The sequence below is a fragment of the Limnohabitans sp. Rim11 genome, from assembly GCF_001269365.1.
GTDB lineage: Bacteria > Pseudomonadota > Gammaproteobacteria > Burkholderiales > Burkholderiaceae_C > Limnohabitans_A.
This window is the reverse complement of sequence record NZ_CXOM01000001.1, coordinates 800,730-815,934: the sequence shown is the minus strand read 5'-3', so window position 1 is coordinate 815,934 and position 15,205 is coordinate 800,730. Positions and strand designations below refer to the sequence as shown.

Here is a 15,205-nt window from a genome sequence, read left to right as displayed (position 1 = left end):
AAGCTGTGCGTCATGCAGTGACTCCCATGCCCAAGGCATGACCCGCTGCTTCAACATGTTCACGCGTCACGGTTTCGCCGCCTGTGATGCGAGAAATTTGTTCTGACTGATCACGCAAACGTTTGGCGGCAGAGATCTGAACTAACACGGGTTGGTGCTGAATCAATTCACGCAGCAAGGTTTGTGCGTCGTCTTGCCATGTGGCATTGGGCGTGACCAAGCCACGGGCTTGGGTGGCTTCCACTTTGTCCATGTCGGTGCCCAAGGGCAAAATATGGAACAAGGCATCAAACAAAGCGTTGCAGACTTCCTGAATCAGGTAAGTTGCACCGCTGTAACCCATGAATGGCGTACCGGTATGGCGCCGAATGATGGCGCCAGGGAACGAAGCAGGAATGTAGGCGGGCTTCATGGGGCCTTGGCCTGCCATTTCGCTCATGTACATGCGCTCGTTGTAGCTGCCAAACAAAATCAGCGGTGTTTGGGTGTGCACCAACTCACGCACCTTGGCGTTATCCGTTTTGTTGCCAGCTGTGCGCGACACACTGAAGCGGCAAGGCAAGCCCATCTCGGCTTCCAAAAAGTTTTTCAGCCCTCTTGAGTAGGTCTCACCTGCGACCACTGCAAAGCTGGCTGTGCTGAAAAAGTCCTGCGTCACCGAACGCCATAGATCCCAAAGAGGTTTGAGCGTGGTATGACGTTCTCGTTCGATGAAGGGCTCGGGATCGATCTCGAGCATCTGCCCAAGCTTGCGCAGGAAACGCGTGGTGGTGTGCAAGCCAATGGGCGCCTGCAAATAGGGGCGCTCTAAAGCTTCACACAGCATGCGGCCGAACTCGCGGTACATGCAAACATTGACATCGGCATCGGCCAGTTTGGGCACATCGGCCAAGTGGCTTCCTAATGGGAACACCATGTTGACTTCGGCACCAATGCCTTCGATTAAGCGGCGAATTTCTGCCAAATCACTGGCACTGTTGAAGGTGCCATAAGATGGACCAATGATGTTCACACGCGGCTTTTCGCCCGCAGGTCTTTCACTGAAAGGCTTGCGTGCTGGAATTTTGCGCAGGCCATATTCGCTCCACAACCAATACATGGCGCGGTTGGCACACTGCCACTGATCTTCGTCAATGGTACGGGGCAAGAAGCGCTGAATGTTGGTGCCTTCTGGCGTCACGCCACCACCAATCATTTCGGCAATGGAGCCTGTCACCACCACAGCTGGCAAATCAGGGTCTAGCGTGGCATGCGCACGCTTCATGGAACCTTCAGTACCTTCACGGCCCAATTGTTCTTCTGCCAAACCCGTCACCACAATGGGCAACTCGTGCGGTGGCAAGCCATCGGTGTAATGCAGCACCGAGGTGACTGGCAAATTTTCGCAGCCGACTGGGCCGTCAATGACCACCTGCAAACCTTTGATGGCGGTGAACACATACACGGCGCCCCAATAACCGCCTGCACGGTCATGGTCCAAAATGAGAGGAGACTTGACGGCGCTCATGTTCCCATCGCCTCCGATTTGCGTTTTTGAATCTGCTTTTCAAGCAAGCGGCGAGTTTCTTTTTTGAACTCAGGGCGATCGACAGGCACAGACTCCCAAACGCCAGCGTTCGGGCCTAAACCCACTTCACCGAAGAAGGCTTTCATTTCGTCAAAGCGGTGTTGGTTGCCAATGGCAGACTGCACCACTTGCACCAATGAACCCGCACCTGCCACACCCATCAAGGGGCGTGCAGAAATTAGGTTGGTGAAATACAAAGAAGGAATGCTGAGTTCTTTGGCCGCTTGAACCAAGGGCGTGGTGCCAATGGCCAAATCGGGGCGGAACTCGTGAACGGCCGCCATGTCTTGCTCAAGCGATGCGCGCATTTGCACTTGCACACCGTGTGCTGCCAACCATTGCCTGTCGTGTTCATTCCAAGGTGTGGCGGGGCAAGCCGAGCCAACGTAGCGCAGGTCGGCACCGCACTCCACCAGCAATCGGGCCACCAACAACTCAGAGCCTTCATAGCCACTGAGCGTGATGCGACCCTTGATGGGCTTTTGCGACAACAAGCCGCGCATGGCGCCCAGTTGTTGATTGCGTGCGGCATCAATTTGGTCTTGGGCAATACCAGCCGAAATACCAATGTTTTGCAACCAGTCTTGCGTGCCTTCTAAACCCACAGGTGCAGAACCAACAACGGGACGACCTGCTGCTTGGAACTCACGCACACTGGCGGTGTAAAACGGATGGATTGCAGCAGCTACTGAGCAGTCAAGCGCCGCATACAGTTCGCGCCATTCTCTGGTAGGCACAACAGGACCTGCGGCCAAGCCCATCGGCGCCAGCATTTGACCAATGATGACGGGATCGGCAGGGAACATTTCACCCAGCAAGGCCACTGTAGGCACTGCTGATCGTCCACCCTTAGGCGACGCCACAGGGCCATTCATGACCTCTTCACGTGCGTACTTGAGCATGGCGCCAGCCAACACATCTTTGGCTTCTGCATGTGTGGGTACACCAAAGCCTGGCACATCGATGCCAATAATGCGGACGCCGTTGATCTCTTTGGGTAACAACTGAAGCGGCACACCACTGGCGGTGGGGACGCACAAGTTGATGATTACCACGGTGTCAACTTTGTTGGGATCGGCTTCAGCATGCACTGCTTCGCGAATGTCTTCAAACAGTTTGCCAGTGACCAGTGTTTCGGAGTTGAAGGGCACATAGCCCACACTGCGGCGGGCGCCATAAAAATGCGATGTGAATGTGAGTCCATACACACAACATGCAGAGCCCGACAAAATAGTGGCGGTGCGCTTCATGCGCAAACCAACGCGCAATGAGCCAAACGCTGGGCACATGCTTTGCGGTTGATCGTGCGGGCCCGCATCGGCTTTACGGGGATAGTCTTTGGCGTATTGGTCCAGCACCTCTGACTTGCCAGCGCTGCGAGCAGCTTCCAGCATTTGGTCTGCACCCGCATGACAGCCTAAGCCATCTGCAGGCGCCTGCGCTGCTTGGGCAGGCACAGCTTGAATAGGGATGGTACGTGCCATGGTGCTTAGGCCTGGTCGTAAATAACTTCGAGGCTGGGCTTGATGACTTCGTTTTTGCCCACCATGTCAAACAAGGTGGCAGGTTCCAACACCACGTTGCGACCAACGGTGTCGGCGCTGAACAAACCTAACAGCTCATCCTGAGTTTGTGGTTTTGGACGCATCGGTGGTGCTTCAGCCACGTTCTTGGCCAAGTCAGCAAACAAGGAGCCCCACTCACTGTCGGGCTTGCCAATGATTTCGTAGCTGGCACTCTTGCGGCGAATGTCTTCGTTGGCAGGAATTGCTGCCAACACTGGAATGCCGGCGTTGGCGGCAAAGGCTTGCGCTTCGCCAGTGCCATCGTCTTTGTTAATCACCATACCGGCCACGCCCACATTGCCACCCAACTTGCGGAAGTACTCCACGGCAGAGCAAACGTTGTTGGCCACATACAAGGACTGCAAGTCGTTGCTGCCCACCACAATTACTTTTTGGCACATGTCGCGGGCAATAGGCAAACCAAAGCCACCGCACACCACGTCGCCCAAAAAGTCGAGCAACACATAGTCAAAGCCCCAATCGTGGAAGCCTAATTTTTCAAGCGTTTCAAAACCGTGAATGATGCCGCGACCACCACAGCCACGACCCACTTCTGGGCCACCCAACTCCATGGCAAACACGCCATCGCGCTTGAAGCACACGTCGCTGATGCTGACGGCTTGACCGGCCAGTTTCAAACGTGAAGAGGTTTCAATGATGGTGGGGCAAGCCTTGCCACCAAACAACAAGCTGGTGGTATCGCTTTTGGGATCGCAGCCAATGAGCAAAACTTTTTTGCCCTGCTGCGCCATCATGTAACTCAGGTTGGCCAGCGTGAAACTTTTACCAATACCGCCTTTGCCGTAGATGGCAATGATTTGAGTTTCCTTGGTCACCTCTTTGGTGCTGATGGGCTCCAGAGGTTCTGAGGCCTCACTGCGAAGTCGATCAACAAATTGAACGGTGTGCTCGGTGGTAGTTTGTGTGTTCATGCGTGTGCGCTCCAATCAAGGACCATCTTGAGACAAGAAACATCACCGAACGCGGTCTCATACGCAACGGTGGCAGAGTTTGAGGTTTGGACATGTGTGACCAAACCTTTGAGTGAAAGTTGTCCGTTGTTGACCAATTCATTGACAGCCAATAAATCGGGACGTTTCCATTCGGCTGCCACGCGAATGCGAGCTTCACGCATGAAGGCGGGCGCGTAGGCAAACTTCAAATCGTCTTTGTAAAAACCAGCCAGAACCACTTCGCCACCAGGGCGGATTCTTTGGATCAATTTGTCGAGCAAGGAGGCGTCACCGCTGACGTCGTAAATAGCCTGATAGGCCTTGTGACTGTCATCATCAGGATGAATCACGTTGTAGCCTTCAGCGCCCTTGGCACGCTCGGTGTTGGTTTCCCAAACTGTGGGCGGTGGGAATCCTGCAGCCACAGTCAGGCGCGCCAACAAGCGACCCATGACACCATGGCCAATGATCAAATCGGGTGGGTTGTAGGGTTCTTGATTGCCACCACCAGAAACCGCGTGATATGCCGTGGCCGCCAATGCAAACAGCACAGCATCACTGCCCAACTCATTGGCCACCGGCAGAATTTTTTGATCCGACACCACCAAGCGTGAAGCAGCACCACCAAACAAGCTGCGCACACCCGTGAAGCAATTGGCCCCCGGCACAAACACCGTTTGGCCTTCTTTGAGCTTGGCGCCTGCAGGGGCCTTCACCACTTGACCGACTGTTTCGTAGCCTGGCACCAAGGGATAGCCCATACCTGGAAATGGAGGCATGCTGCCATCCCACAACATGCGCTCTGTGCCCGTGCTGATACCACTGTATTGAACAGCCACTTCCACTTGTCCATCCTGCAAAGAAGGCAAGTCAAGCGCCTGAAGCGACAATTGCTTGGGGTTGTTAAAAACGACTGCGGTGGCTTTCATGTGTGTATTCTTTGCGTTACATCAATTTGTGTCAAATTAGATTTACATATTACGATGTTTATTAGGGTAAACACTTAGACTTTCTACCCACAATCAGCTGGGCATGGATAGGCATGGCGTTGGGCAAGTGCTCAATCTGGCCAAATCCGGCCTCTGCCATCAAATGCATGATTTCTTCGGGTGTACGCAGTCGACCCGCGCCCATGGCCAGCAAATAAAAATGGAAATACGCGTCCGATTGCGTAGGGCCTGAATAGGACTCGGACAGGGTTTGCGCCATGGGCTCTGCCAGCAGCAACACACCGCCCAAAGGCAGGGCTGCATGAATTTTTTGCAGCAGCTGTTTGACAACGTCATCGGGATGGTCATGCGCCACGCGAACCAGGGTCACCAAATCGGCACCCTTGGGCAATTCGTCATGCAAAAAACTACCTGGGTAAAAGCTCATCCGATCGCTCATGCCGCGCTGCTGAACATTGTTTTTAGCCAGCTCCAAAACGGGCGGCAGATCAAACAACTTCACTTGCAAATGCGGCGCATGGGCGGCCATGTCACAAGCAAACCGGCCCTTGCCTGCCCCCACGTCCAACACACATTGGTGCTCACCAAAGAAATAAGTCGACAGAATTTCTTCCACCACAAAACCTTGTGAGGCGGCCATCAAATCGGAATATCGGCTGAACTTGTCTTGCGCAGCACGGGTGGCAGCTTGCGCATCGTGTGCATAGGGCCAGTAAGCCGCCATGCTGCCCTGCCAGGCGTTGCTCAAGAAGCCCAAAGGGTCTTGCATGTCGGCATACAGCAGGTGGTTGTGCTCAATCATGGCGGCAATGCCATCGTGCGTTGCCAAAGGCACGCCCAAGGGTCCTAAACCAAAACGCGATTGGCTTCGGTACTCCAGCAAACCCAAGGAAACGGCAGACAACAACAAGCGCTGCAAAACAGGCTCGGGCATGTTCACGCGCTGTGCAATTTGTTTTAAATCTGCTGGTGCTTGGTGCAACATCTTGAACAAATTCAAGCGAATACAACCCAGCATGACTTGGGTGTGCACGAAGCCAGCCATCAGGTCAAACAGCTTTTGTGTGCGTCTGCGAGTCACCCAACGCGTGAAGGGATTGGTCAGCGAAAAACTGTAAAGTTTGGGGCTGGCATAGAGGCGTTCAAGCCATTGCGAAAACCTGTCATGCCAAGAATTGCCAGCCTTCAGGCTGGTAGGCAGTGTGGCCAGATCCAGGTTTTGATTCATTGCATCGGTCCTGGTTAGCGGGGCAAGTTGGACACGTTGGGAGCACCGGAAACGCGCGTGGCTCCCTTGGTTTTTTCAACCTTCAACTTACCTGCCCGCTTGCGATAACCATCGCACATGGATTTGGGAACCAGTCTCTCTGACTCCATCAAAACCAACTGCCTCAACATGTCGCGGCTGCTGCAGTCTGGAATTGAATCCCCTGCCCTGGCAATCAAGCTGTCGAAATGTTTGATGGCGCCCTCAAGACCCAAGGCCTGGGCCGAACTGGGCCTGGCATTCAAGACATCTTGCCCGGCAGGTTTGCCTAAACTGGCCACATCACCCAGCACATCTCGAATGTCATCGGCCACCTGATAGGCCTCGCCCAGGTAAGCACCTAAGGGCGCCCAAGGCTCATGTGCTTGTCCACTGGCAATGGCGCCAGCGCAGGTGGCAGAAACAAACAAGGCACCTGTTTTGGCACGCTGATACTGACCCAAATCGGCCGTGGTTTCGCATTCCCAAGCCTGTCCCGCCACAATGCCGTTGGGCAGACCCACACCCCTAGAGAGGTTGTCCATCAATTCGATCAAACGCTCGGGATAGGGGCGCCCGGCTTGTAACAAAACTTGATACGCCATGACGATCAAGCCATCGCCGGTTAAGAGCGCCAGCGGCTCAGAAAAGGCTTTGTGAACTGTGGGCTGACCACGCCGAAAATCGGCGTTGTCAAAGGTGGGCATGTCGTCATGCACCAAGGAGGCGCAGTGCATGAATTCCAAGGCCACTGCAGCCGCGTTGGTCAGCTCTGGGGCATCGTCGCCACAGGCCGTGGCTACAGCCATGCACAGCTGAGGGCGAATTCTCGCGCCACCCGAAAAAATCGCATGTGCCATGGCAGCCTGCAACCTTTGGGGTGCGCCCACGCCAGCCGCAGCCTCAAAATGGGACTTCAGCGCTTCTTCGGCTCTTGTTAATAGACTCATGACACCCCCGGGAGGAATCCGTCAAGAAAAAGTGACAGATTAAGATGTCAATATATCAATACATTGATAATTGTCAATACATGTTGACACTAAACCTGTTTTTACTTAAAACGGGTCCTATACAGTGAGTGCTATGCCTGAGAGACACCTATGAACCAACCAAATTCTGTGTATTTGCCAGCCAACGACGATCAACGCTTGGTGTTGCACAACGAAATTCACACCCGGCCCTCAGCCACCTTCAAGCTGCCCGCTTTGATTGTTTATGTGGCGGTACTCAATTCGGGGGTCAGCCTTGCAGACGAACTTGCGCATTTGCAGAAGTTGTCCGGCCACCAAAATTTAGAGTTAGATCAATTGAAGGGCAACTTCTTGCAACTTCAGTGCAGCAACTGCAAGCTGATATGGGAAAGACACACCGAGTTCACGCGCTACACCATCGTTCAAGCACTGCCCGAACACGCCAAGTGGGGCAGCAAACTGCCTGAGCTGGCAGCTCATGTGGCCACCGGCATTGATTGGCTGCGCGCCATTCCAGGCAAAACCATTACCGCCATTCAGTTGGCCATGCTGAACGAGGGCATGGACGACCCCGATGCCATTTACAAATCGAAACAATGGCTGGGAGAAGGCACCGTGATTGGCTCCAAGATGGGCCGCACCGCCGGAGATCAATCACATTCTCACTTGATTACCAATTTGCGAATTGGCGACGATGGCTTTATCAGGATGCTGATCTTGGCGTCGCCTGAAACTTCTGAAAACAGAGCGGGCCGTATTGCTCAGCGCTTGTTAGAGCTCGAGACCTATCGCATCATGTCTTTGCTGAGTTTGCCCGTGGCAAAAAAGTTGTCGGGCAAGCTGTCAGAAACAGAGAAAGCCTTGGTCAACATCACGGCCAAACTAGAGGCCAATACAGACAGCGACGAGGTACTGCTTAGCAGTCTTGCCAGCTTGGCGGCGCAAGTTGAAAGTACCACCGCAGAAAACAGCTACAGGTTCAGTGCTGCACGCGCCTACGACGCTATTGTGCGTGAACGAATTTCTGAGATGCGCGAGAGGCCTTTGTCTGGCATTCAGACTTTGGGCGAATTTATGCAACGCCGATTGGCCCCTGCCATGGCCACCGTCAATGCCACCTCTATTCGCTTGTCTGCCTTGGCTGAGCGGGTGGCCAGAGCCAGTGCATTGCTTCGTACCCGGGTTGAAATTGCGGCAGAGGCGCAGAACCAACAGCTGTTAGAAAAACTCACACGCGGTCAGGCCTTACAACTCAGACTGCAAACCACGGTGGAGGGTTTGTCGATTGCCGCGATTACCTACTATGTGGTGAGCTTGGTGCTTTATTTGGGCAAAGCCATGAAGGCTTCCGGCATCAATGTGAATCCAGAAATATTGGCTGGATTTAGCACACCCATCGTTCTGTTTTTCAGCTGGCGAATGATTCAAAAAATTCACCAAGGTCTGAAAGATTTATAAGCATTCAAATGAGGTTGCGCAAGGATTGCGCAGCCTCTTGCAAGACCGGGACGATGCGCTTGACCACAGCCTCCGAACTTTCCCCTTGGATCGGCATCAACACACTGAGTGCGCCACACAAATCGCCGCGCAAATCTTTGATTGGCACCGCAATACCCCTGAAAGCCAAATCAAATTGCTGCTCAGACAAAGACCAGCCTTGACGTCGGATGCGCTTGAGTTCCGTTCTTAAATCTTCTGGGTTGGCGATGGTGTAAGGCGTGTACGCCGGCAACCTGTGTGTAGCAAACCATTGCTCTAATTGAGGCTCAGGCAAATTGGCCAGCATCAACATGCCGGCAGAAGTCACGTGCCCCGGTACACGAGCGCCCAAGACAAAACCAGAACTCATGGCGCGGTTGGGGCCGTTTCGCGAGACATACACAACCTCCCCTGCATCTAGCACCGCCAAGTACACCACTTCTTGCAAGCTGGCCGAGACCCTTTGCAAAACGGGCTGCGCGATGCGTGGCAATCTTGCGGATGCCAAATAAGATTGTCCTAAACGCATGATGCGGGGCGTTAACCAAAACTGTTTGGTGTCTCCGCTCACATAGCCCAAATGTTGCAAAGTCAACAAATACCTTCTGGCTGCTGTGCGTGAAAGCCCACAACGTTCGCCGACTTGCTGCGCAGTCATGCGCGAGTGATTTTCGTCAAAGGCCTCAATGACAGCCAAGCCCCGCTCTAAACCTGCAATCCAATCACGCGCTAACAAGGGTTCGAATGAGCTTGCTTTGCTTTTGGTCAAACCAATTTTCAATTCAGACCCCCTATTTACCCTAAATTAGGTCGATCATCGCACAAATAAGTTCGTTCATCGCACTTTTGACTGACTAAAAATCGCAATTTTCAAGTTGCAATGGGTACAGTCCAAGGTTGCTCACTTCAGTTGCTTTCACACATATCGCAACCCTGTGTTCACTCAGCGCTAGGTCATCTGTTGGCCTGGTATTTCAGACTCAAGGAAAAGAAACTATGTCTATTCAGAAAATGACCCGCATTGCATTGGCTACCGTCATCACCGCAGGTGCTGCCGTGGCACAAGCCCAAGATATCAAGATTGCCAACATCGTTGAGATGTCTGGCCCTGGTACGACGTCTGGCGTGATGTTCAAACAAGGCGTTGAGTTGGCCATTAAGGAAATCAATGCTGCAGGCGGCATTTCTGGTCGCAAAATTAGCTACACATCCGAAGACACTCAAACCAATCCCGGCGTGGCCAAAGGTTTGACACAAAAGGCTGTCGACAACGACGTGTTCGCCATCATGGGTCCTGTTTACTCTGGCTCCATCATGGTTTCCATGACTGAAAGCAAGCGCGGTGAGATTCCTAACTTCACAGGTGGTGAAGCGGCTGCCATTACCCAGCAAGGCAATCCCTACGTGTTCCGCACGGCTTTCGGCCAAAGCGTTTCTTTCCCCAAGTTGGCACGTTATATCCAAGCTAAATCTAAAAAGTTGGCCGTCTTGTATGTGAACAACGACTTCGGCAAAGGCGGTCATGCCACCATCAAAGGTTTGTTGGCCACAGGCCCCACACAAATCGTGACAGAAATTTCTACCGAGTCTGGTCAAGTGGACTTCTCTGCTGCCGTGATTCAAGCCAAGCAATCTGGCGCTGACGCTTTGTTTGCTTACACCAACGAAGAAGAATCCGCACGCTTGTTGCGCGAATTGCGCAAGCAAGGCTGGAACAAGCCCGTCATTGGCGAAACAGTGTTGACCAGCGCCAAGGTGGTTGAGTTGGCTGGTGAAGCCGCTAACGGTGCTGTGGCACACGTGGGCTTGACGGTTGAAGCGCCTCAGCTCCAAGCCTTTGGCAAGAAGTACCAAGCCGAATACAAAACAGCGTCTGATCACAACGGCGTGAAAGGCTACACAGCGGTTTACGTTTTGAAAGCCGCCATTGAAAAATCTGGCAAGGTAGATCGCAAAGCTGCAGCCGCGGCCATTCGCAACAGCTGCTTCTCTGCCAAGCAACACCCCGGTGTTTTGATGGATGTTTGCTTTGATGACAAAGGCGACATTGACCGCGAAAGCTTCATCACTGAAATTCGCAACGGCAAAACAGTGGTTGCAGAAACACTGCCACCTTTGAACAAGAAGTAATCTTGCCGCATTAACTTTGTATTGGTACTAGAAATGTCCGACAAGCGATTTGTATTAGCGGGTGTCATGGGTTGGCCCGTGGCTCACACCAGATCTCCCGCCATTCACAACCACTGGATTGCCAAACACGAGCTTAAAGGCGCGTATGTGCAACTGCCAGTTCAACCCGAAAAGTTGGAAGCCGCTATTCGCGGTCTTTCAGCCTTGGGTTTCGCAGGTTGCAACGTCACGGTGCCCCACAAAGTTAACGCCATGAAATTCATGGACGAGCTGACACCTGCAGCCCGTCACATTGCAGCCATCAACACCATCGTGGTTCGACCCGATGGCAGTTTGCTGGGTGCCAACAACGATGGCAATGGTTATATCCAAAGCCTGCGAGATGCCAACCCAGCATGGCGCGGTGATGCTGGCTCCGCTTTGGTCTTAGGTGCAGGCGGTGCAGCACGCGCCATTGTGGTGGGCTTGCTCGAGCAAGGCGTACCAGAAGTCCGCATTGCAAACAGAACCGCAGAACGTGCACAAGCTTTGGCAGACGCATTTGGACCCCGTGTAAAAGTGGTTTCATGGGCAGAGCGCAACGAAGCCATGGCCGATGTCAAATTGTTGGTCAACACCACCACACAAGGGATGCATGGACAACCCGCACTCGATGTGCATTTGGATGCATTGCCAGCCAGTGCCATGGTTTCTGACGCTATCTATATTCCGCTTGAAACACCCCTGCTTGAACAAGCACGCAAACGCGGCCACGTCACAGTCAATGGTCTGGGCATGTTATTGAACCAAGCTGTACCCGCATTTGAAGCTTGGTTTGGTGTTCGTCCTGAAGTGACGGCAGAGTTGCGTGCCGCCGTCCAAGCGACCTTCTAATTCAAAGTTGACCGATGAACATCTTCGATCGACCTAAGATCGATGGACATTGTCATGTCCTTGATCCACAAAGATTCCCCTACCCTGCCGAGGTGCCCTACCACCCGCAAGGTCAAGAAATTGGCACTGCCGACTATTACAAACATGTGATGGCCGCGTATGGCGCCAAGCATGCTTTATTGGTCGGACCCAATTCAGGCTATGGCCTAGACAACCGTTGCATGCTCGATGCCATTGCACAAGGTGAAGGTCGCTTTAAAGGCATCGCCGTTGTACCCGCCAACATCAGCAAGCAAGCCTTGAAAGATTTTCAAGCGCAAGGCATTGTGGGCGTCGCTTTCAATACGTCTTTGCATGGCCTGGACTATTACGCTGATATCGACCCTTTGCTTGCGCATCTGCGTGATCTAGACATGTGGGCGCAATTTCAGACATCGGCCAATCAACTTGAGGCACTTTGGCCACGCATTGAACGCATCGGCGTCAAAACCTTGATTGACCATTGCGGCAGACCGCACTTGGCAGACGGGCCCAATGCGCCTGGTTTGCAAGCTCTCTGGAAACTGGCCGACAGTGGCTTAGGCGTGATTAAGATTTCTGGCTTTGGTAAGTTTTCTCAAACAGGTTTCCCCTTTGATGACACGCACGCACATGTCATGAAAGTATGGAATGCATTTGGCCCTGAGCGTTGTATTTGGGCTTCAGATTGGCCGCACTTAAGGGGTACCTATCGCCTTGATTACGGCACGCTTTTGAAGTTGACAGAGCGTTGGTTCACGCCTGCGCAACTGCAAGCCATGATGTGGGACACTCCCGCCAAAATTTTAGGATGGTGAACAAACAATGACCGACTTTTTTCAACTCTTCTTTAGCGGCCTGGCAACCGGCAGCATCTATGCGCTGGCAGCGCTAGGTTTTACTTTGTTGTGGCAAGCCTCAGGCACCATCAACTTTGCCCAAGGCGAATTTGTCATGCTGCCCGCCTTCATCATGGTCATCATGCTGCACAACGGCATGGCACTGTCTGCCAGTTTTGCCATCAGTGTGGTGGTATCGGTCTTGGTGCTTGGATGGCTGTTCAAGCGCGGCTTGGTAGATCCTTTGTTCAAGTACGGCATGATGCCTATTGTGGTGGCCACCATTGGCTTGTCCATCGCCATGCGCAATGGCGTGCGCGCGGGTTACAGCTCAGAGCCACAGCCCTTTCCCATGATCTTCCCAGACAAGGTTTACAACTTGGCGGGCATCAATATTTCGGCATCCGATGTAGGCACCTTCATCATGGCGCTGGGTTTGGTGTTAATTACGCAAGCCTTCTTGGCCAAAACTGTCACGGGTCGTGCCATGCAAGCGGTGGCACAAAACACAGAGAGTGCGTCTGTGCTGGGCATCAATGTGCCGCGCATGATTTTTTACACCTTCGCCATCAATGCCATCTTGGCTGCTGCTGCGGCACTCTTGGTGACGCCCATTTATTTGGCCAAGTTCGACATGGGTGAATCCTTGGGTACCAAAGCATTCTTTGCCGCCATCATCGGTGGCTTCAACAACACGCGCGGTGCTTTGCTGGGCGGTTTGATTGTGGGCGTGTCCGAAAACTTGGCAGCCGCTTACATTTCGTCGGCTTACAAAGATGCTGTGGCCTTGATTATTTTCATGGTGGTTATTTTGTTTAAACCACAAGGTCTCTTGGGTCGCAAAGAGGAGCGCAAAGTATGAAAAAGCTCAATCTATTTTTAGGCTTGGCGTTGTTGGTTGCCATGGCCATTGTGCCGGCCTATTTCAAAAACTATGGCATTCACATCTTCACAACCTGGCTGGTTTTCATCATTGCCACCATGGGTTTGAATTTGACGGTGGGTTATGCTGGCCAAAAATCTTTGGGACATGCAGCCTTCTTTGGCATCGGTGCTTACACTGTGGCCATCTGCTTAAAGGCCGGCATCAGCTTTTGGCTAGCCCTGCCCGCTGGCGGTTTGTTGTGCTTCTTTACCGGCTTGATTGTGGGCTTCCCTGCCCTGCGCGTTCAAACCATTTACCTCGCCTTTGCCACCTTGGGCTTTAACACCGCAGCTTGGTTGGTCATGCGCAACGAAGAGTGGCTCACAGGCGGCACCTTTGGCATCAACAACATTGCAAGACCCAGTTTGGGCGGCATCAGTTTTGATGGCAATCTGGCTTACTACCGCATGGTCTTGGTCTTTACCGTTTTACTGGCATTGATTTTGTGGGCCCTGTTGCGCTCCCCCTGGGGCAAGGCTTTTACAGCACTGCGTGACAACCCCATTCGTGCCGAGAGTTTGGGCATTGACACACGCAGCTACACCTTGATGAGCTTTGCCATTGGCGCCACCTTTGCGGGTCTTGCAGGCGGGCTCTACGCATCGCAAGTGGGCTTCATCGACCCTGCGCTGTTTACCGTTGGTGCTTCCATCATGATGTACCTGATGGTGGTGGTGGGCGGCCCTGGCTATTTCCTGGGTCCCATCCTTGGCTCTGCTGTGGGTGTGGTGCTGCCTGAATGGTTGCGCTTTGCCCAAGCTTGGTATTTGTTTGTCTTTGGATCGGCCGTGGTTCTGCTGATGATTTGGCTGCCCGATGGTTTGCTTAGCATTCCAGACCGCATTCGCGCACGCCGCCAATCACGTCAAGAATCTGAAACACGTCGACTGAGCGCCCAAACGTCACAAGCCGCACAGCCTGTTCAACAAGGAGGTGCCGTATGAGCGCGCCCGTTTTGCAAGTTCACAACTTGAAAAAGGCCTACGGCGCCATTCAAGCCGTGGGTGGTGTCTCCTTTGAAGTTCGCCCTGGCGAAATCTTTGGCGTAATTGGCCCCAACGGTTCCGGCAAAACCACCTTGTTCAACAGCATGCTGGGGCAAATCACGCCCGATGAAGGCCGCATTGAACTCAAAGGTGAAGACGTGACCCAACTGGGTCCCTTGGAACTCAACCGCCGCGGTGTGGGCAGAACCTTCCAAACCCTGCAAGTGTTTGGAAAGATGACTGTTCGTGACAATTTGATTGTGGCGGCGCAAGAGCACCAAGGCAGCATGTTCAGCCGCATGTTTGCACCCACCGATTCCAATCTGGGCGACAAGGCCGATGCCTTGATCGAACAGTTCCGCATCAGCCATGTGGCCCACAAGAAAGCCGGCGAGCTCAGCTACGGCCAACAAAAATTGGTCGACATTGCCATGGCTTTTATGAGCGAGCCCGACCTGGTCTTGCTAGACGAACCCTGTGCCGGTGTGAATCCCTCGCTGGTGGGCGGCATCAGCACCCTGCTGCGTGAACTGAACCAAACGCGCAAAGGCTCGTTTGTGGTCATTGAGCACAACATGGACTTTGTGATGGGCCTCTGTCATCGCATCATGGTGATGGTGGAAGGCAAAGTGCTGGCCATAGGTACCCCTGAAGAAATTCGCGCCAACAAACAGGTGCTTGACGCCTACTTGGGAAGCTGAAC

At 53.3% G+C, this 15,205-nt stretch carries 14 protein-coding genes; 7 read left to right on the top strand and 7 right to left on the bottom strand.

Annotated features, from left to right (window positions below):
* Window positions 1-10: 10 nt before the first annotated feature.
* The 6 genes from bchZ to AMM03_RS03955 all read right to left on the bottom strand — a co-directional run bounded on the left by bchZ (window position 11) and on the right by AMM03_RS03955 (window position 7,231).
* Window positions 11-1,507 (bottom strand): chlorophyllide a reductase subunit Z, encoded by a 1,497-nt coding sequence (bchZ, locus tag AMM03_RS03980; RefSeq protein WP_090129119.1) that lies wholly within the window; start codon window positions 1,505-1,507, stop codon window positions 11-13.
* Window positions 1,504-3,051 (bottom strand): chlorophyllide a reductase subunit Y, encoded by a 1,548-nt coding sequence (bchY, locus tag AMM03_RS03975; protein ID WP_090129118.1) that lies wholly within the window; start codon window positions 3,049-3,051, stop codon window positions 1,504-1,506. Before bchY ends, bchZ begins: the two co-directional genes overlap by 4 nt.
* Before the next feature lie 5 nt (window positions 3,052-3,056).
* Complete coding sequence (locus tag AMM03_RS03970; protein WP_090129117.1) at window positions 3,057-4,064, bottom strand: chlorophyllide a reductase iron protein subunit X; 1,008 nt, start codon at window positions 4,062-4,064, stop codon at window positions 3,057-3,059.
* Complete coding sequence (gene bchC, locus AMM03_RS03965; RefSeq protein WP_090129116.1) at window positions 4,061-5,014, bottom strand: chlorophyll synthesis pathway protein BchC; 954 nt, start codon at window positions 5,012-5,014, stop codon at window positions 4,061-4,063. Before bchC ends, AMM03_RS03970 begins: the two co-directional genes overlap by 4 nt.
* A 61-nt stretch (window positions 5,015-5,075) precedes the next feature.
* A complete protein-coding gene (locus tag AMM03_RS03960; RefSeq protein ID WP_090129115.1) occupies window positions 5,076-6,263 on the bottom strand; it encodes a methyltransferase in 1,188 nt (395 codons plus the stop codon).
* A 14-nt stretch (window positions 6,264-6,277) separates the two neighbouring features.
* The gene (locus tag AMM03_RS03955; RefSeq protein ID WP_090129114.1) at window positions 6,278-7,231 is read right to left on the bottom strand and encodes a polyprenyl synthetase family protein; all 954 of its coding nucleotides are present in this window, start codon (window positions 7,229-7,231) and stop codon (window positions 6,278-6,280) included.
* A 150-nt stretch (window positions 7,232-7,381) separates the two neighbouring features.
* On the opposite strand from AMM03_RS03955, the gene AMM03_RS03950 reads away from it, so the two are divergent.
* On the top strand, window positions 7,382-8,710 hold the full coding sequence (locus AMM03_RS03950) for a DUF3422 family protein (protein ID WP_090129113.1): 1,329 nt from the start codon (window positions 7,382-7,384) through the stop codon (window positions 8,708-8,710).
* Window positions 8,711-8,714: 4 nt separating this feature from the next.
* On the opposite strand, the gene AMM03_RS03945 is transcribed toward AMM03_RS03950, so the two are convergent.
* On the bottom strand, window positions 8,715-9,500 hold the full coding sequence (locus AMM03_RS03945; protein WP_369793659.1) for an IclR family transcriptional regulator domain-containing protein: 786 nt from the start codon (window positions 9,498-9,500) through the stop codon (window positions 8,715-8,717).
* A gap of 227 nt (window positions 9,501-9,727) precedes the next feature.
* Here AMM03_RS03945 and AMM03_RS03940 point away from each other — a divergent pair, with 227 nt between their 5' ends.
* Genes AMM03_RS03940 through AMM03_RS03915 form a run of 6 tightly spaced genes read left to right on the top strand, consistent with a single transcriptional unit; the run spans window position 9,728 to window position 15,203 of the window.
* A complete protein-coding gene (locus AMM03_RS03940; protein ID WP_090129112.1) occupies window positions 9,728-10,861 on the top strand; it encodes an ABC transporter substrate-binding protein in 1,134 nt (377 codons plus the stop codon).
* A gap of 33 nt (window positions 10,862-10,894) precedes the next feature.
* Entirely contained in the window at window positions 10,895-11,734 is an 840-nt protein-coding gene (locus tag AMM03_RS03935; RefSeq protein ID WP_090129111.1) for a shikimate dehydrogenase, read from the top strand.
* A 14-nt stretch (window positions 11,735-11,748) separates the two neighbouring features.
* Complete coding sequence (locus tag AMM03_RS03930; RefSeq protein WP_090129110.1) at window positions 11,749-12,570, top strand: amidohydrolase family protein; 822 nt, start codon at window positions 11,749-11,751, stop codon at window positions 12,568-12,570.
* A gap of 7 nt (window positions 12,571-12,577) precedes the next feature.
* Window positions 12,578-13,453 (top strand): branched-chain amino acid ABC transporter permease, encoded by an 876-nt coding sequence (locus AMM03_RS03925; protein ID WP_090129109.1) that lies wholly within the window; start codon window positions 12,578-12,580, stop codon window positions 13,451-13,453.
* On the top strand, window positions 13,450-14,460 hold the full coding sequence (locus tag AMM03_RS03920; RefSeq protein WP_090129108.1) for a branched-chain amino acid ABC transporter permease: 1,011 nt from the start codon (window positions 13,450-13,452) through the stop codon (window positions 14,458-14,460). Before AMM03_RS03925 ends, AMM03_RS03920 begins: the two co-directional genes overlap by 4 nt.
* Window positions 14,457-15,203: an ABC transporter ATP-binding protein gene (locus tag AMM03_RS03915; RefSeq protein WP_090129107.1), complete on the top strand. Its 747-nt coding sequence runs from the start codon at window positions 14,457-14,459 to the stop codon at window positions 15,201-15,203. Before AMM03_RS03920 ends, AMM03_RS03915 begins: the two co-directional genes overlap by 4 nt.
* Window positions 15,204-15,205: the final 2 nt, after the last annotated feature.